Origin of the sequence: Mesorhizobium sp. M0598, assembly GCF_040320865.1 — a bacterium.
Classification (GTDB): domain Bacteria; phylum Pseudomonadota; class Alphaproteobacteria; order Rhizobiales; family Rhizobiaceae; genus Mesorhizobium.
The window spans coordinates 335498-353648 of sequence record NZ_JAMYQL010000002.1 but is presented as its reverse complement, the minus strand read 5'-3'; the positions used below and the strand labels follow the sequence as shown (position 1 = coordinate 353648).

15 protein-coding genes, 2 tRNA genes and 1 pseudogene are annotated in these 18151 nt (G+C 58.6%); 13 read left to right on the top strand and 5 right to left on the bottom strand.

The features are described 5' to 3' along the window. The first annotated feature begins 84 nt into the window (after window positions 1-84). The 7 genes and pseudogenes from NKI59_RS04850 to NKI59_RS04820 all read left to right on the top strand — a co-directional run bounded on the left by NKI59_RS04850 (window position 85) and on the right by NKI59_RS04820 (window position 6307). Complete coding sequence (locus NKI59_RS04850) at window positions 85-627, top strand: hypothetical protein (protein WP_352702671.1); 543 nt, start codon at window positions 85-87, stop codon at window positions 625-627. Between the two features lie 118 nt (window positions 628-745). Then, window positions 746-898: pseudogene (locus NKI59_RS04845) on the top strand (LuxR C-terminal-related transcriptional regulator); the annotation flags it as partial. 83 nt (window positions 899-981) lie between these two features. After that, window positions 982-1638, top strand: coding sequence for an acyl-homoserine-lactone synthase (locus tag NKI59_RS04840; RefSeq protein WP_352702667.1), 657 nt, complete (start codon window positions 982-984; stop codon window positions 1636-1638). Window positions 1639-1765: 127 nt separating this feature from the next. Then, window positions 1766-2386 carry a hypothetical protein gene (locus NKI59_RS04835; RefSeq protein WP_352702666.1) on the top strand — a complete coding sequence of 207 codons (621 nt, stop codon included), beginning with the start codon at window positions 1766-1768 and terminating at the stop codon, window positions 2384-2386. 277 nt (window positions 2387-2663) lie between these two features. After that, window positions 2664-3611, top strand: a complete 948-nt coding sequence (locus tag NKI59_RS04830) for a hypothetical protein (protein WP_352702664.1) — start codon at window positions 2664-2666, stop codon at window positions 3609-3611. 70 nt (window positions 3612-3681) lie between these two features. Further along, window positions 3682-4551 carry a hypothetical protein gene (locus NKI59_RS04825; RefSeq protein ID WP_352702661.1) on the top strand — a complete coding sequence of 290 codons (870 nt, stop codon included), beginning with the start codon at window positions 3682-3684 and terminating at the stop codon, window positions 4549-4551. 304 nt (window positions 4552-4855) lie between these two features. Next, window positions 4856-6307 (top strand): hypothetical protein, encoded by a 1452-nt coding sequence (locus NKI59_RS04820; RefSeq protein WP_352702659.1) that lies wholly within the window; start codon window positions 4856-4858, stop codon window positions 6305-6307. Between the two features lie 138 nt (window positions 6308-6445). Here the strand turns inward: NKI59_RS04820 and NKI59_RS04815 are convergent. Next, window positions 6446-6519, bottom strand: a tRNA-Gln gene (locus tag NKI59_RS04815). 444 nt (window positions 6520-6963) lie between these two features. Between NKI59_RS04815 and NKI59_RS04810 the strand changes: the two genes are divergently transcribed. Next, entirely contained in the window at window positions 6964-7395 is a 432-nt protein-coding gene (locus tag NKI59_RS04810) for a YybH family protein (protein WP_352702657.1), read from the top strand. Between the two features lie 728 nt (window positions 7396-8123). Then, entirely contained in the window at window positions 8124-8549 is a 426-nt protein-coding gene (locus NKI59_RS04805) for a hypothetical protein (protein ID WP_023674443.1), read from the top strand. A gap of 155 nt (window positions 8550-8704) precedes the next feature. Here NKI59_RS04805 and NKI59_RS04800 read toward each other — a convergent pair whose 3' ends face one another. Beyond that, the gene (locus tag NKI59_RS04800) at window positions 8705-9127 is read right to left on the bottom strand and encodes a CBS domain-containing protein (protein WP_023674444.1); all 423 of its coding nucleotides are present in this window, start codon (window positions 9125-9127) and stop codon (window positions 8705-8707) included. 722 nt (window positions 9128-9849) lie between these two features. Here NKI59_RS04800 and NKI59_RS04795 point away from each other — a divergent pair. Continuing rightward, window positions 9850-10824 carry a hypothetical protein gene (locus tag NKI59_RS04795; RefSeq protein ID WP_352702654.1) on the top strand — a complete coding sequence of 325 codons (975 nt, stop codon included), beginning with the start codon at window positions 9850-9852 and terminating at the stop codon, window positions 10822-10824. 388 nt (window positions 10825-11212) lie between these two features. Here NKI59_RS04795 and NKI59_RS04790 read toward each other — a convergent pair. After that, a tRNA-Gln gene (locus NKI59_RS04790) sits at window positions 11213-11286 on the bottom strand. Window positions 11287-11405: 119 nt separating this feature from the next. After that, window positions 11406-12338: a lysylphosphatidylglycerol synthase domain-containing protein gene (locus NKI59_RS04785; RefSeq protein ID WP_352702652.1), complete on the bottom strand. Its 933-nt coding sequence runs from the start codon at window positions 12336-12338 to the stop codon at window positions 11406-11408. Window positions 12339-12663: 325 nt separating this feature from the next. Between NKI59_RS04785 and NKI59_RS04780 the strand changes: the two genes are divergently transcribed. Further along, on the top strand, window positions 12664-14076 hold the full coding sequence (locus NKI59_RS04780; protein ID WP_352702650.1) for a Ppx/GppA phosphatase family protein: 1413 nt from the start codon (window positions 12664-12666) through the stop codon (window positions 14074-14076). Then, window positions 14073-14768 carry an RlmE family RNA methyltransferase gene (locus NKI59_RS04775; RefSeq protein WP_023674449.1) on the top strand — a complete coding sequence of 232 codons (696 nt, stop codon included), beginning with the start codon at window positions 14073-14075 and terminating at the stop codon, window positions 14766-14768. The genes NKI59_RS04780 and NKI59_RS04775 overlap by 4 nt, the downstream gene beginning before the upstream one ends. A 165-nt stretch (window positions 14769-14933) precedes the next feature. Here the strand turns inward: NKI59_RS04775 and NKI59_RS04770 are convergent, their stop codons facing one another. Then, the gene (locus NKI59_RS04770; RefSeq protein WP_352636844.1) at window positions 14934-16355 is read right to left on the bottom strand and encodes an MFS transporter; all 1422 of its coding nucleotides are present in this window, start codon (window positions 16353-16355) and stop codon (window positions 14934-14936) included. 292 nt (window positions 16356-16647) lie between these two features. On the opposite strand from NKI59_RS04770, the gene guaB reads away from it, so the two are divergent. Then, window positions 16648-18150 (top strand): IMP dehydrogenase, encoded by a 1503-nt coding sequence (gene guaB / locus NKI59_RS04765; RefSeq protein WP_352681673.1) that lies wholly within the window; start codon window positions 16648-16650, stop codon window positions 18148-18150. The last annotated feature ends 1 nt before the right edge of the window (window position 18151 follow it).

The window sequence follows — 18151 nt, the reverse complement described above, 5'->3', positions numbered from 1 at the left end:
TTAGTTCTGCCCGAAATCGGCGCGGGTTCACGGGCCAGTATAAAAAGTTTGTTGACCATTTCGTCGGTATCACGGGAGGAACATATGCCAATCGCAGGACTGGGATGGGAATTACACATAATCCGGCTGAGCGTCCAGCAGAGACAAGGCAGAAAACGTACCGTTGGCAAATATCAAATCTATCACAACGGCATTTCCCAAAAGAATCTCGAAGGTACTGCGGTCGAAGCCAAAGGCCCAGGCGACAATAAAGTGGCAGGAAACGGACGAAGGATCGAGGCGGGAAAATATCCCTTGGCCACTCAGGCAGGCTCACACTATGTGACTATAGGCTATTTGATCAGCAATGACTCTGACCAGACCCCCAAGCCCGGCTTGGAATTGCGCCAAACGGGGAATCGTCGAGAAATCCTTATACATCCTGGCCATGGATTTCTGGCAAGTATCGGTTGCCTCAACCTGACTAGCGCCTTGGCGAGCGGCAACACCAACATACCTTTTGGTGACAGCCGCGATCGAGTTATGGCCGCAATCACTGACCTTCAAACATTCGCAGGGAGTGCCTTTCCCCACCATAACGGACAACCCATCGACAACGCTTGGGTTGTCATCGACGGGGAGCCCTGACGTCATCGGCACACGGCGGAGTAGTTCACTAAAAAGGAGCGGGACACTAACGGCGTTGCCGACATTTCGGGCGTCGTCCGATGCTGCCAAATTATTGTGGGGCGCCTACCATTTCGGCGCCGGCAAGACCTCATCGGAGACCTCCCAAATCCTCGGCCTGACCGAACGCACGGTCAAATGGCACTCAACGCGGGCCCGCGAAGCTTTTGGCGTCGCCACGACCACGCAGGCGGTCGTCCAAGCGGTGCGCCGGCGCCTGATCCATCCCTAAACGCGTCAACTGTCCCATCGGACAGGTGACGTATATTAGCGCGACTGCGACTATTCCTTCGAGAACGATCGGGGGATCGCGCCATGATAACGGCCCACGTAGTCAACGCGCATAACAAGCATCTCTACGAAAACGAATTCGACGAATTTCTGCGCCGCCGGCACGATTTCTTCGTGCATCAAAAACGTTGGCGCCCTCCGAGCCCGGATGGTCGCGAGCTGGATCAATTCGATACCGACGCGGCGACATACCTGCTGGGCATTGAAGACGATCGCGTAGTGACTTCGGCTCGATTGATCCCAACGAGCGAGCCGCACATGGTCTCGGAGGTTTTTTCTCACATGTGCGAAAAATCGGGCGTCCCAAGACGTCCCGATTGGGCCGAATGGACCCGCACATTCGTCGTTCCCGACAAGCGAACTGCCGGACTGAGGGGCACGCTGACGCAGCTGTGCTGCGCCGTAATGGAGTACGCTCTCGACGAGGGCCTCAGCGCCGTCGGCGGTGTCCAGGAAACCTACTTCATGCCTCACCACGGCGCTCTCAAATGGCGGGCCGAGCCAATCGGCATGGCGAGGGAAGAAAACGGCGAGTGGTACATCGTCGCCTACATCGAGGTGAATGAGGCGGCGCTGGCGAGTGTGCGGAAGATACTTGGGATCGGGCATTCGTTGCTGGTTCGGCGCGGGATGCAGATGCCTTTCATCCGGAGGCCCGAGAGGTCGGTCGAGATCGCTTGATGCCTCCCGTTCCACGATTGGAGCAGGAGTTGAACCAGGTCAATAGCAAGGCGGCGGCCATTGCGTGGAGAACTGTCAGAAGCAGAAAATCAAAGCTAACGGGAGGCCGCAGCGAGCGGTTAGGGATATGGCAATCAACAGAAACTTCTTTTTTGACCACGCGCGACTGGGGCTCTTCGGCGGCAAAATGTCGAGCTCGCAAGTGAGCGGCATCACATTGATTCTTGACAAATGGGAACATGAGATGCCGAAGGCCGACGACCGTTGGCTCGCCTATATGTTCGGCACCGCACATCACGAAACTGGTCGAACAATGCAACCCGTAAGGGAAACTTTTGCCAGCACCGACGCTCAAGCCATAAAGATCCTCGACAAGGCGTTTGCGGCGGGAAAGCTGCCTTGGGTAAAAGAGCGGTACTGGCAGCTCGATCCCCAAGGGATATCGTGGCTCGGACGAGGTTTTGTTCAACTGACGCATAAGGCCAATTATCTCAAAATGGCGGCGCTTACGGACCCTAATTTGGCCACGAACCCAAGCCTCGCGATGAACACGGCGACTGCGGCCGACATCATGTTCAAGGGGATGGACAAAGGTTCCTTCACAGGAGCCAAGCTTGGCGATTTCTTCTCAGGCGCCAAAGAAAAATGGCGCGAGGCCCGGCGCATCATAAACGGTCTCGAAAGGGCAGACCTCGTTGCTGCCTACGGCAAGCAATATTATGCGTGCCTGAGCTATACGACAGGCTAAATATCAGCAGTTTGTTTATTACAAGCGGCTGTGAATTCTATGGAGCCGTGGTTCGTGGTTGGCAGTTGCTGCTCATCTCGGATGCTAGTTGACTGCAGCGCGATTCAGCGCCGGCGGCAGCCAACGGAAAAGTGGGCGCCAATCGAGATGGGATCATCACCAAGGCCGAGGCTGATCAGGGGTATGAAAGGCGAGAATTTTTGGTTGAGCGTCGGGCCCATGCGGATATTCGGTCTTAAGGACGAGGGATGAATTCTGCTGGTCGAAAGGAATGATGATGGCCGTCGAGGAGTTATTCCGTCGCTATCTTCCGTTTTGCATTGGCCTTCTTGCCTTTGTGACAGGCGTGAGCGTTCTCGAAGTTCCTAGGTTGCCTTGGGGCGGCTTCGAGAAGCTCACAAACTTCGGCGCCATCGTGGCCATCTCGGGGGTTGTGATGGTTGTTTCCCGGTTCGCCATAGGGCCGGTCGTCTCGGCGCAACCAGCAGTGCCCGACCCCACCGCTTCCGACACGTGGATGCGCCAGCGTATCGCACCGATCGTGCTGACAGTCGGGACGCTTGCCATTACGGCGCTGTCCGCGCTCCTGATCGTCGTATTTTGGCAACTAGGCACCGCCACAGGGCCCGAAAACGTGATCCGCACGAAGCTCGACTCGATCCTAATGAGCATTTTCACCGCCACTCTTCCGGTCTTCGCGACATGGGTGGGTACGGTCCTTGCGTTCTACTTCACCAATGAGAGCTTCAAGCAAGCGTCGGAGGCGGCACTCCTCGCCGCCAATCCACCAAATGCGCACCTGCCCTTCGCCTCATCGCGCATGATCCCCTATGAGAAGATCGCCAAGCTTGAGGTCGATCGGGGAGGCGTGCGCACCACTTTAGTGTCGGATGTATTCTCGCGCTTCAATGATCAAACAACGCGCGTCATTGTCTTCGACAAAGCTCGCTCTCCCATCTTCGTGATCCGACGTAAGAACATTCCCGCCGATTGGATCGATGAAGCCGGAAAGCTCAAGGCACAGGCGCTGACAATTGACGATTATCTGAAGATTGGGAACAACGCGGCCGATGCCGTCCAATTCGGCTTCATCCCCCAGGGGGCGTCCGTGGAGCAGGCGCTTCGTGCGCTCAAGGACTCGCAGAGCGATGATCTCTTCGTGACGGCGACGGGGCAAAAGACTGATCCCGTAATCGGCTGGCTGACCAACGACAGGCTGAAATGAGCGGTTGTCGAGTTCAGCCACGCACACGACGGCCACTTCGATTAGACTGCATGGACAGCCGGAGGCAAGGATGTCGGAAACTGAGACACTCGGCGTGAACGAGCCAGGCGCGCGAATTTGGGCAGACGCCGCTCACGCGTGGCTCAACGTCCTTCTGAAAATCCTAATCAGCTCGGCAGTCATAATCGCGATCTTGCATCCTGACTTCATTCCGTTACTCAAGCGGTTCGGCGTCCGGAGTTCGGAGATCAATATCCTCGGGTCCAAGGTGCAGATCGTTGATCTCGCACTGTCCGGAAGTGCGGTCAAGCTCACCCAGGATGGACGCATGCTGATCGCCGGCGTCGACGCGAACGCAATACCGGATCGGCTGGCACAGCTGGAGCAGACTGGACGCGACCTCAGGTCGGAAAACGACAAGCTGAAAGGCTCTGTTCAGGAGCTACAGGCGTTGGTTGCTACGGCCAAGTCACAGCTTGATGAGGCCAACAACCGATTACGCGCCTCGAGCTCAAGCCCTCTCGAAACGCGAGCGCTGGACACCAGGATTACCAAGACAAACGAAGAAAGTGCAGCGCAAGTCGCATCCGCCACTACGGTAGCTGCTCAGGCGTCTAAGATTATTGCTGAGCCAGACATGGTGCCCGCGGTCGGGTACGGAGTGGTCATTGGTGCCGATGCAACCACCCAGGCGGCAATGGATGAGGTTAGGAAGGCGCAGTCTAGCGTGGCCAATCCCTTCCTGCTCTTTAAGAGACAAGGATACTGGCGGTCTGTTGCCCTGTTCGGCACGCGTGCGTACGCTTCAGATGCACTTCCTAAGCTTAAGTATGGCCACCCTGACGCCTACATTGTCGACATATCCCGCTGGTGCCCCGAACCCGTCCGCATTGCTGCCGCAACTAACGAGCTGGCTGAATTGAAGGACTGTAGATTCTGATTAGACCGTCTCGTGTATCCCGTACCTATTCGGAGCCCATGGGCTAGAATAGTTTCGGGCAGTCGAGCTGTTGGCCAACAGCAATCGTGTATCTCAAAGCTGTGGCGACGGGGATTTTCGTAATAAATTTCTTGCGGAAGTTAACAAACTATGACAGAGTTTTTTCTCATTTTTTGGGGAGAATTCTCATGCGCTGTGTGATATATTTTGTTGTGGCGACAATTTTTGGGTTGTCGCTTGGGCTTTCGGAGTCAGCTTTGGCAGTTTCTTGCGTAAACGGCGTTTGTAGCTAGGAATCGTTGTGATGTTGGGAGGAGACGTTATATACGCAGCGATCGCTGCTTTCGCTGCCCTCGTGATCTTTTGGATCCAAGTCGGCGCTATTTCTGAGCGCGTGACAGAGTTTGATCCGCAACGACCTTCGTCGTATTTCCCGCTTCGTAAATATCTTTCAAGCAATTTTCTACATCTAGTTTCATATTTGGCTTCACTTCCGATCGCGGCGCTGTTTTTGATTGTATGTTGGAGATCAAAGGAAGCAATTGTCGCGTTGGTAAAAGAATTTGCGCCGAAAGTAATCAACGGATTTCTTCCTGTTGATTATCATGATGGCGTGACAAGTGCGTTTGAAAATTATTTCATTAGTGTTTCATATTTATCGCCACTGTTTTGCCTATTGGCAGCACTATTCCTATTTGCACCGTACGTTAATATGCCAATCATCGGGCTCCAAGGCTTGTTTATTCGCTCAACCGGCGTGGAAGAGCACATTGACGATATTGCGCTGGAGGCCTCAAGAGCATCGCTTCGCGCCTTTAACAATGACTATGCAAAGCTGCGAGAACAGATAGGCGTGCTGCTAGGCGTCGAGGTTCCTCTCAGAGAGGAATTGGCTGCGGCCACGCCGCAGCAGAAGATCGCATATACCTTAATCTATGCAGCGACGAATAACACTAGGAAGATCGGCCTCAAGCGTGGCATCGAATCCATTCTCATCGGCTTGAACATTGGCGGAGGACTGGCTCCGCAGGACGACACGCCAACCGACTGGAAGGTGATTCTACTGGCAGTCCCAGCCTTTGCGGTCATGTGCGCGTTATTCATCTTGTTGTTTGCTTATCGTGCAAGCGAGCCTGTTAGAATAGAGCAGGCGTGGTCTCCATCTTTGTTCGAATGGGTTTACGAGCCTTATGGAGGCACTGTTCAAGTGTTACGGTATATTTTCTGCTTCCTTGTGCCTCTATATCTTGGTTTCTTTATTTATACGGCGAGGCGAAAGTCGGATGATACTTACGATACCATTGGGGATTGCGTGAGGGTGGCGTGCTTGCAGCAGGTTGTTATCGCTCTAATATTTTCTTTTGCCTTTTGCTTTCTAGACAGCCTTGAGGTGATTGCTGGCATACAAGCTGTATCTTCACCTAGAGAAACTCCATACTCCGTCGTAACGCCAAAGTTTTGGTTCGATACTTTGACGGTGGCGATTTTGCCTACAATCGTTTTTTTGGCTTGGGTTACTATACGCTACAAACTAAAAGTCCGAGGCATACCACTGTTGGCGACACTCGTGTTTTTTAGTGCCCTGGCTCCAAGCTTGCAGGCTTTTGGCTACGAATGGTACACGCACAACTGGCGAGGACTATATTGGTATTGGATGGCATTGGGTCTTTGGACTACGTGTTCTTTGATGTTGGTGGGCCTTTTGGATAAGGGAAACACCCGTCGCCATATAGCTAAGCGCCTCGAATTCGCATAAAGGCGCGGGTTTTGGCCCTGAATGGCCGCCCGCTATTCACTTCAGTTCGATCGATCGATGAAATAGGCAGCGGGTATCAACCTGTTGAAGTCACCCACGAGGAAGCTTCGATAGAAGTTCGTGCTTTGCGGCTACGTTTGGCTGGGGAACCTGGATTCGAACCAGGACTAACGGAGTCAGAGTCCGTGGGTCTACCGTTAACCTATTCCCCAGCAAGCGCGGTTGGAGAAAACCGCGTGGGCAGGGCGGCGATGTCGCCGCGCGTGCCTTGTAGGATTACGGTGACAGTGCACTATTTTCTTTTCGTCGCCTGACTCGTTTTCCGGGTTTCACGGCTTTGCCGATTTGCCCGGCGATGCTCTCGGCCCACAGGTGCATCGAAAACCGCGACATCGGTGCCGCGGCAATACTCGATGAGCAGTTCTTGTGGATCACATAGTCTTCGGACGTGAAAACACTTTGGCTCGCCCGTACGACGCCCGCGATGCGGCAGACCGGGAACGCCGGCCAGGTGCACCATGCGGCGGGGGCGACATTGCAAAAGGTGCACTCACCGTAATTCTGATCTATACTCCGGACAGCAGCCCGAACGCCGAGGCGAAGGGCGGATGAAGCGCTTGATAGAGTTCTCTTTTTAGTCATGTGGCGATGTTAAGATGTTAGCCTCCGACCTGACGAAATTTATCGAGCAGGATCATCTGGCTCTGGATGCCTTCGTAAAGGGCGATCCTGAGCCCCTGAAAAACCTCTACTCGCGACAGGACGACGTCATTATTGCCAATCCCTTTGGCCCGCCGGCGAAGGGATGGAGAAAGGCCGCTGAGATCATGGAACGGGCCGCCACCAATTACCGGCACGGCAAGGCCATCGGCTTTGAGCGCATCTCGGAGTATGCGACAGCCGACTTGGGATACATCATCGAGGTCGAGCGGTTCCAATCCAAGGTCGGTGGTGGCAACAAACTGGTGCCGATTGCGCTTCGAGTCACCACCATATTCCGGCGCGAGGAAGGCGCGTGGAGGATCGTCCTTCGTCATGCCGATCCGATAACCTCGGCACGCCCGTCGACGTCCATTGTCGGGGAATAGAAGGGTTGCCGGAGAGGTTTTAGGAATTACGGTGACAGTGCACCATTTTTCTTTTCGCCGCCTGCCTCGTTTTCCGGGTTCTCACGGCTTTGCCGATTTGCTCGCCGATACTCTCGGCCCACGGGCGCATTGAAAAACCGCGACATCGGCGACGCGGCAATACTCGATCAGCAGGAACATATAGTCTTCGGACGTGAAAACACTTTGGCTCGCCCGTACGGTGCTGGGGATGCGGCAGACCGGGAACGCGGGCTAGGTGCACCATGCGGCGGAGGCGACATGGTAAAAGTGCACTGTCACCGTAATTCATCCTTAGCGGCCAATTTCCCGCGTCGCATCAACAATCTAGGTCATTTTCGGTTTCGCTTTAGGCAGCGCGGCCAGCAAGAGCTGGTGCTGTTTCTTCTTTCTCTTCGACGTGAGGGCTCACCCATTCGTCGGTTATCACGCGGCTGACCAAGGTGCCCGGCACCGCTTTTCTCAAGGCACGCAGCAAAAAGTGTCTAACCCGCTCGGACAGTCAAGAGGTGTGGCAGGCAGGCCATGCGCAGCCAGCCGCAGCGAGCCGCCAAGACGCGCGAAGCACTTCGGCGGTGTAGGACAGCGGCACGCCAGAACGCGCGCAGGCCAGGCGTTGGCTTGCCCAATTGTGTTTTGACTATTTGGCTGAACGGGCGCGTAAAATATCAGGTTCGCCCGGTCGGGCAAACTAACTCAGGGAGGATGGTATGAAGATGAATCGACGTAATGCTCTCGCCCTTGGTGCCACCTCGTTGGCGGCCCCGCTATTGGTCGCAAAGCCCATTCCGGTAGCGGCCAAGACCTACGGTCCGACTGATGGCAAAGAGATTTTTCCCGGCGTTCGGCTCGTCGAACTGGGAACACGAGACTCCCATATCAAGGGGTACAAGAAAATTGCCATGGAAGACGTCGTCTACCAACCAAAGGCAACTAGCCCGCTCGGGGATGTCATGGCCGACGATATGGTCTGCACGGTCACTGAAGGCGAGCTGCAGGTCACGGCCGGAGACATGCAGTTCACGGCCAAGGAGGGTGACGTATGGAGCTGCGGCAAGGGTAGCACGAAGGAGGCTGCTACGAACAACGGAACAGCGGTCGCAGTGATGCGGGTGATTAACCTGAAGGCTGCATAAAGTTACCCACACTCTGGCGACTGCAGACGCTCCAGCCGGCTTCGGCCGGCGGGCTTTTCCGGTGCGCCACGGCCTCGATGACCGGACATTTCTGCCGGCGCGCTGTGGCCAGCGCGGCGGCAGACTGAGGCCTTAGCGCACGGGCGAGCCGCCCTTCAGTGGTGGTGGGCGGAAACGCTCTTGACGTATTCGGACACCAGTTCCCTCGGTGCCGACTGACTGACGTCGCCGACGCTAAGGATGCCGACCATCCGCATATTCTTGTTGATCACCGGCAACCTGCGGATTTTCAGTTCTTCCATGTGCCGTACGGCCTTGGCCAGATCGTCGTCTTCGCGGCAGCAGTGAATGCCGGCCGTCATAACATCGCGCGCCGTTGCGATGCGGCCGTCGAAACCATCTTCTGCCAGTCCGTTGCAGACAATATCGCGGTCGGTCACCATTCCGATCAGTCGGTCGTTCTCTCCAATGGGAATCGACCCGATATCCTGGGCTCGCATCATTTTCGCCAGTTCGGTGACAGCGGTTTCGGGGCTGACCCAGTCGACACCCTTATGCATTGCGTCTTTGACTTTCATGGCGGACCTCCCTTGCTGGGTTGGTGAATGTCCCCTGTCCCATTCTAACGCGGACGGGGTTTGGCTGCCAGAGGTCATCATCCAGACCCGCATTTTGCGGTGGTTGTCATGCGGAATTACGGTGACAGTGCACTTTTTACCCATGTCGCTCCCGCCGCATGGTGCACCTTGCCCGCGTTCCCGGTCTGCCGCATCCCCCAGCATCGATAACCGCAACATCGGCGATGCGGCAATATTCGATGAGCGGTCCTTGTGGAACGCATAGTCTTCGGACGTGAAAACACTTTGGCTCGCCTGTACGGTGCTGCGGCAGACCGGGAACGCGGGCAAGGTGCACCATGCGGCGGGGCGAACATGGTAAAAAGTGCACCGTCACCGTAATTCCGGTGCACTATTTTCTTTTCGCCGCCTGGCTCGTTTCCGGGTTTCGCGGCTTTGCCGATTTGTCCGGCGATGCTCTCGGCCCACGGGTGCATCGAAAAACCGCAACATCGGCGACGCGGCAATACTCGATGAGCAGTTCTTGCGGAACATATATTCTGGCAGACCGGGAACGCGGGCAAGGTGCACCATGCTGCTGAGGCGGCGGCATGGCAAAAAGTGCACTGTCACCGTAATTCACTGCCGAAGCAGGAATTGATATAAACCGTGGGAATCGCGAGGCCGCCCTTGCGGGGGTGACGCCGGCGCTGCATCCTGACCAGAAGGCCCGGGGGGACACCGTGAACCTATCGAGCAGCGCAGCGAAAGGGCGAGCCGTCCTGACGCGAACCTGGAACCGAATTCGGTTCTGGTGCAGCTTTCCTTTTGCTCGCCTCGGTTTTTGGCTTCGGGAACGCAAGCGCTACAATGCGATGTTCCCGCGACGCTGGCTGAGTCCTGCCCAGATCATTGACCACGACCTCGAACTTGTAGACGATGATGATGTCGGCAAGCTGGATCGATCGTTGCTGGATTTGCTTGTTGCCAGAAGGGATCATCTTAAGTCGTCAAGTGGGAAATTCACCATTTTAAATATATCACTTTTTACCTTTTTGGTTGCGAACTACTTTCACCTAGGAACCGATGTTAGCGTCTATGGAATTTCTATTAAAAGCTCTCCAGGTGTTGCGGAATCTCTTCTCGCTATATCAAGCACGCTCGGAATATACGCGGCCACCCTCCAGGCCAACATAGCAATCGTCGACGGGGCTATAGCCCACCTTCTCAAGCGGATTTTTCCTCGGGGTATACTCAATGTTATGAAGTCAGCTTTGATTCCAGAGACTGCCATCGGGAAATACTTTCCATCGAATATACCACATCTGGTTTTTACAGGTTTTCATTCGGCTGCTTCAAAATATTTCGTATATTGTTATTTGATGTTGTTGATTGTAATAATAGCATGCGTGTACGCAATAAGTATGCTTCTGATGAAGGAAATATGGATTGCGTCATCTCTTGGAGTTTACAGTAAAATAATTGTTGTCTATGTCTTTATTTGCGGTATTTTTGGCGCAATGTTTCTATTGCTAACCAGGTTTCCTTCTCCATACCGAGATTATTCGGTGTTTCACAAGATGCAAATTGCAGAACAACTATGGCCGGATCAGGCATCGGACCTTCGACAACAGCTTTACGGGGCCAAAATCGAGGACCGGGCCGATTTAGAACGTCGAGGATACATCAAGCCTTACAAGATGCCAGAAGGAGCTTGAATACGAGCGGGGCGGCCCCGTCTTGCCACAAGAGCCTGCCTACGATCCGTCACTCCATACCGGAATACGATTGATTCCCAGCCGGCGGATACGAAGGCCGACAGCCTCGCGCTTGGTCGCGGAAAATGGCTCCACTTCCAGCCTGCCGTGATCCTTGCCGTCTTCGCATTTTCATTCGGTAAGCCAGCGAGTCGATGTCCACATCGCCAAAAATCTGGATCAGATCATCGGGGAAATAATTGTAGAGCTCTTGCAGTAGCCGCAGCGGATGCGGACCAGCCGCCTGCCGTCGTTCAAATTGGATAGCGGCTAACAGTGTGGCGTGTCGCGGCACGAAATTGCAGGAAACGAAAAATCCCGATCGCCATAAGTCTCTGATTTGCCTTGTTGGCTGGGGAACCTGGATTCGAACCAGGACTAACGGAGTCAGAGTCCGTGGGTCTACCGTTAACCTATTCCCCAGCAGGCGCGGTTGTTGAAAACCGCGCGGGCAGGGCGGCGATGTCGCCGCGCGTGCCTTGTAGCCGCCGCCGGAAAATAGTCAACCCTGTGTCTGGGTTCAATCGTCGGCTTCCGGCGCTTCAACTCTCGCTGCGGCTGTATTGCGAGTGCTCGAAGAACAGCACCACGCCGAGTGCGATCAGCAGCGGGATGATCAGGTAGAACAGCCGGAACACCAGCAGCGCCGCCAACACGCCGACCTGGTCCATATGCGACAAGCCGGCAAGGAACACCACCTCGAAGACGCCCAGCCCGCCCGGCGCATGCGAGATCTGCGCGATCGAGAACGACACCAGGAACACGCCGAGCACGACGAAATAGCCGGGATTGCCGGCGGCGGGCAGGGCGAAGAAGATGATCGCCGCTGCCGCCAGGAGCTCGATCGGGCCGACCAGCAATTGCCGCGCCACGATCGGCAGCGCCGGGTAGTGCAGCTGAAAGCTGCCGATCCTGAGTGGTCTCAGATGCAGCCAACTGCCGAAGACATAGGCCGCCACCACGAGCAGCATGGCGAGCCCTGCCGCTTGCGACAGCCGATGATGCGGTATGCCGGAAAACCGGTCGATCACCTCGGGCTCGAGCAGCAGCACGATGCTTGAGACGAACAGCGTCGACAGCACGAAGGTGATCCAGCAGATCGCCACCAGAATGCCGACGTCCTGGCCGGTCAGCCCCCTGGTGCCGTAGGCGCGGTAGCGGATCACCGCGCCGGAAAACACCGAGCCGCCGATATTGTGCGACAGCGCGTAGGTGGTGAACGAGCAGAAGGTGACGAACAGCCACGATACTTTCTTGCCGATGTGCAGCAGCGCGATGTGGTCGTAGCCGGCGAGCGAGGCATAGGCGACGACCGAGCTCAGCGCCGCCAGCACCCAGCCGCGCGCCGGGATGGCGATTATGCCGGCCCAGACATCGTCAAGCGAGATGCCGCGCAATTCGTGCAGCAGCAGCCACAGCGAGAACACCACCGCGGCGATGCCGATGACGGGCCAGAAATAGCGCCTCCAGTTCATGGCCTGACGATCATGCGTTGCAGCCCGTACCCGTTTTCGCAGCAGGCAAACCGCCCGCGCTCCCGAATGATTTACCCCTCCATTTCAGAAATGCCTCATTGAAGCCGGCTATTCAACCGGGAAGGCGCGTTGTGGCGCTCGCGCCTTCCCTTCTCCCAAGGGGACAAGGGCTCACCGACGTCGCCGGCTTTCATGCCGCCGGCAAAATTCGCCGCGAGCGCTCTTGGTGATCCGGCCGTGCGCTGATAGTCTGGCGGCAACTTGAACATGTAAAAGCGCCTGCTGCGTCCGGTCTCCGGTTCGCGCGGCGCCGGAAGGAACGACAGTGGAAGACCACGAAGCCGGCGCTGGCGCGCCGGAAGTGGGCGTGTCCAGGGGTTCGCCGACGCCGTCCGGCCAGGCAAGCCCATCCACCGGACGCTACGGCCGTCAGATGCAGCCCCGGTCGGGTAACGGACAGGCTGGCGACACGTCCCACGACCACAAGGGCCAGAACGGCCCGCATCAGAACGGCAAACCCAAGAAACGGCGCAAGCGCCGGCGCGGGCGCAAGGTTTTCGCACGCGACGAGGCTCGTCCGGTGATAACAGGCACTTCGGTGCCCGTCGCCAACGAGGCCCCGGCCGCGCGCCTACCCCAGCCAGCGGCTTCGATCGCTTCCCCGTCTTCGCTCGCGCAATTGCCTCCAGCCTCGCCAAGGCCGGAGCAAGGTGCCCGCACATCGCCGCCGCTGCAGGAATTGCCGGTGTTTGCCGCGCTCGACCTCGGCACCAACAATTGCCGCCTGCTGGTCGCGGTGCCGACGCGTCATGGCCAGTTCCGCGTCATCGATGCGTTCTCGCGCATTGTCAGGCTGGGCGAGGGCCTTACCGCCAATGGCCGGCTTGGCGAGGCTGCAATGGACCGCGCGGTCGAAGCGCTGAAGATCTGCGGCGACAAATTGCGCAACCGCAAGGTCAGGAAGGCAAGGCTGATAGCCACCGAGGCCTGCCGCACCGCCGCCAACGGCGTCGAGTTCCTCGAGCGCGTCGAGCGCGAGGCCGGCTTGAAGCTCGAGATCATCGACCGCCAGACCGAAGCGCGGCTGGCGGTGTCGGGCTGCGGTTCGCTGGTCGAGCGCGACACGCAAGGCGTCGTGCTGTTCGACATCGGCGGCGGCTCGTCCGAAATCGCGCTGATCGACCTCACCGGCCACCGCTCGCCAAGGCTCGCCAACCACATCGTCTCGTGGACCTCGCTGCCGGTCGGCGTCGTCTCGCTGGCCGAGCGTTTTGGCGGCCGCACGGTGACGCGTGAGATCTTTGGCGACATGGTCGAGGATGTCGCAATACGGCTGCGCGCCTTCGACGGGCGCGACCGGCTGAGCCACCTCCTGTCCAGCCCGAAATTCCATTTGCTCGGCACCTCGGGCACAGTGACGACGCTGGCCGGCGTCCACCTCGATCTCGAACGCTACGACCGCCGCCGCGTCGACGGGCTGTGGATGGATCGCGACAGCGTTGACCGCATGGTCGAAAAGCTGGTCGGCTGGGATTTCCAGCAGCGCGTCGCCAACCCTTGCATCGGCGCCGACCGCGCCGACCTGGTTCTGGCCGGCTGCGCCATACTGGAGGCGATCCGTGCCGTCTGGCCGTCGGAGCGGCTGCGTGTCGCCGACCGCGGCCTGCGCGAAGGCATATTGAGCGAATTGATGGCCGATGACGGCGTCTGGCGCAACAGCGGGCGGGGCCGGCAATGACCAAGAAACCGGAAAGACCGAGCTCCGCCGGCATTCGCGTGCTGAAGACGAAGATCAAGAAGAAAAGCGGCTTGAAGGAATCGTCGCGCCGCTGGTTGCAGCGCCACATCAACGATCCCTATGTCCAGCGCTCGAAGGCCGACGGCTATCGCTCGCGCGCCGCCTACAAGCTGATCGAGATCGACGACAAGCACCATTTGCTCAAGCCTGGCATGAAGGTGATAGACCTTGGTGCGGCACCCGGCGGCTGGTGCCAGGTCGCCGCCGCGCGTACCAAGTCGACCGCGGAACACCCTAACGTCGTCGGCATCGACTATCTCGAGATGGACGCCGTGCCGGGCGCGCCGGTGCTGCTGATGGATTTCCTCGATCCGCAGGCACCCGAAAAGCTGGCCGAGACGCTGGGCGGCCAGCCCGACATCGTGCTTTCCGACATGGCCGCACCCACCACCGGCCACAAACGGACCGACCACATCCGCACCATGCATCTTTGCGAGGTGGCGGCCGATTTCGCGCTGTCGGTATTGAAGCCGGGCGGACATTTCCTCGCCAAGACTTTTCAGGGCGGCGCCGAAAACGAATTGCTGGCCAGGCTTAAGCGGAATTTCCGCTCGGTCCATCACGTCAAGCCGCCGGCCTCACGCGACGAATCGGTGGAGCTGTATTTGCTGGCGAAGGATTTCAAGGGGTAGCGCCCTTTCCTTCTCCCCTTGTGGGAGAAGGTGGCCTCGCGAAGCGAGGTCGGATGAGGGGTGTTCCAGGGAACGCCGACGCCTCATTTTTTCCAACACCCCTCAACCGTCTCGGCGCTGCGCGCCGATCCACCTTCTCCCCCAAGGGGAGAAGGGAAGGGTTCCTCAACTCCCCGGCGGGCTCACCGGCTCCAGCGTCTTCGGCGGCGTCAACCTGCCATGTCCCGACACGGCATTGCCGGCGTCCGGCGCCAGCCGCATGAACGACAGCGAGGCTGCCGCCGACACCGCCGCTACGATGAAGAAGGCGGTGTGGAAGTCGCTCAGCGTCAGCGGGCCGCCATGGATCTTGGTCGACACTTCCAGGATGCCGCCGGCCAGCGCCACGCCGAGTGCGATCGCCAACTGCTGGAACACCGCCGTGATCGGCGTGGCCTTGCTGGTGTCGGCGGCCGAAATCTCGGCGTAGGCAAGCGCATTGATGCCGGTGAAGAACATTGAGCGGATGAAGCCCCCGGCGAGCAGCATGGCGAGGATCAGCCCGTAGGGCGTGTCGGGTGTGAACAGGCCGTTGATGGCGATTGACGCGGCAGCGATGAGCGAGCCTGAAATCAGCACCCGGCGGAAGCCGGCGACCCTGAAGATCAGCGCGGTGACGAATTTCATGCCTATGGCGCCGATTGCCGAGACGAAGGTGATCATGCCGGACTGGAACGGCGTCAGCCCGAAACCGATCTGGAACATCAGCGGCAAAAGGAAAGGTACGGCACCAATGCCGATGCGGAACAGTCCGCCGCCGAGCACCGACGAGCGGAACACCCGATTGCGAAACAGCTCGAGCGCCAGCAGCGGATTCTTGGCACGGCGCGCGTGCAGCAGGTAAAGCACCGCCGATGCCAGCCCGACGGCAACGGTGATAAAGCCGGCAACTGGCGGCAGAGCCGGCAGGCTGACCACCGACAGGCCGAACACGATGCCCGATGCCGCCAGCCCGCTCAGCACGAAACCGACGAGATCGAGCGGCGGCGTCTGCGCGGCGTCGGTCTTCGGCAGGAAACGCGTGGCCAGCCAGATGCCGATCAGCCCGATCGGCACATTGATCAGAAAAATCCAGTGCCAGGAAAAATAGGTCGTGATGAAGCCGCCAACCGGCGGGCCGACCAGGGGGCCGACCAGAGCCGGGACAGTCAGCCACGACATGGCGGCGACGAGCTCGCTTTTCGGCGTCGCGCGTACCAACACCAGGCGTCCGACCGGCGTCATCATGGCGCCGCCAATGCCTTGCAGGAAACGTGACACCACGAAAGCCGGCAGCGAATTGGAAATGGCGCACGCGACCGAACCGACGATGAACACGGCGATCGCGGCACGGAAGACATTCTTGGCGCCGAAGCGGTCGGCCATCCAGCCGCTGATCGGAATGAAAATCGCCAGCGATACCAGATAGGCGGTCAGCGCCAGCTTGAGCGCGATCGGGCTGGTGTGGATGTCGATGGCGATCGCCGGCAACGATGTCGCAATGACGGTCGAATCCATGTTTTCCATGAATAGAGCGACCGCCAGGATAAGCGGAATGGTGCGGTTCACGATGGATCCGGCCTTGAAATGTGCATCGCTATTGCTTGCCGGCCTTGGGGCCAAACCGACAGGTAGGGCGGTTATCATGGCTGGGCCCGAATGTCGCATTAATTTGCTGTCACGTTTGTGCGACCGCAAGTCTTGCATCACCTGCGGCAAATGCAGCTTTGCCACTACACAACCATCGGCTTTTCAACGGCGACGGGACGTGTTACGAGCCAGCGCCAATCCTGAAAGGGAAGAAGACGAGTCGGCGCTGTCCATCAGGGCGAGCGCCTTTCCTGCATTCCGAGGGCTGGCCATGGCAAAAATCATCGAGACGTCCACCGGCGCATTGGCGCTGACCTTTGACGACGTGCTGCTGCAGCCGGGTCATTCCGAGGTCATGCCCGGCGAGACCGACATCCGCACCCGCATCGCCGGCGACATTGACCTCAACGTGCCGATCCTGTCGGCCGCCATGGACACGGTTACCGAGGCGCGGCTCGCCATCGCCATGGCCCAGGCCGGCGGCATCGGTGTCATCCACCGCAATTTCTCGCCGGCCGAACAGGCCGAGCAGGTGCGGCAGGTGAAGAAGTTCGAGTCCGGCATGGTGGTCAACCCGGTCACCATCGGTCCCGAGGCGACGCTTGCCGATGCGCTGGGTCTGATGCGCACCTACAGCATTTCGGGCATTCCGGTGGTCGAGAACGGCGGCACCGGCGGCCACACGGTCGGCCGGCTCGTCGGCATCGTGACCAACCGCGACGTCCGCTTCGCGTCCGATCCGGCGCAAAAGGTCTATGAGCTGATGACCCGCGAGAACCTGATCACGGTCAAGGAGAACGTCGATCAGGACGAGGCCAAGCGGCTGCTCCATCAGCACCGCATCGAGAAGCTTGTTGTGGTCGATCGGGACGGCAATTGCGTCGGGCTGATCACGGTCAAGGACATCGAGAAGTCGCAGCTCAACCCGCACGCCACCAAGGATGCGCAGGGGCGCTTGCGCGCCGCCGCCGCCACCAGCGTCGGCGATGACGGTTTCGAACGGGCCGAGCGCCTCATCGACGCCGGCGTCGACCTTCTCGTGATCGACACCGCGCACGGTCATTCGCAGCGCGTTCTGGATGCGGTGACGCGGGCCAAGAAGCTGTCCAACTCGGTTCGCATCCTGGCCGGCAACGTCGCCACCGCGGAAGGCACCTTGGCGCTGATCGACGCCGGCGCCGACGCGGTCAAGGTCGGCATCGGACCAGGCTCCATCTGCACCACCCGCATCGTCGCCGGCGTCGGCGTGCCGCAGCTCTCGGCGATCATGTCGGCGGTCGAGACGGCGCAGAAATCCGGCGTTTCGGTCATTGCCGATGGCGGCATCAAATATTCGGGCGATCTCGCCAAGGCACTGGCCGCCGGCGCCAGCGCGGCGATGATCGGCTCGCTGCTGGCCGGCACGGACGAGAGCCCGGGCGAGGTCTATCTGCACCAGGGCCGCTCCTTCAAAGCCTATCGCGGCATGGGCTCGGTCGGCGCCATGGCACGCGGCTCCGCCGATCGTTACTTCCAGGCCGAGGTGCGCGACACGCTGAAACTGGTCCCGGAAGGCATTGAAGGGCAGGTTCCGTACAAAGGACCTGTGTCCGGCGTGCTGCACCAGCTTGCGGGCGGCCTGAAAGCCGCTATGGGTTATGTCGGTGGCCGCGACCTTGCCGATTTCCGCGAGCGCGCCACTTTTGTGCGGATATCCAATGCCGGACTTCGTGAAAGCCACGCCCATGACGTCACGATTACCCGCGAAAGCCCGAATTATCCTGGCGGAGCCTGAT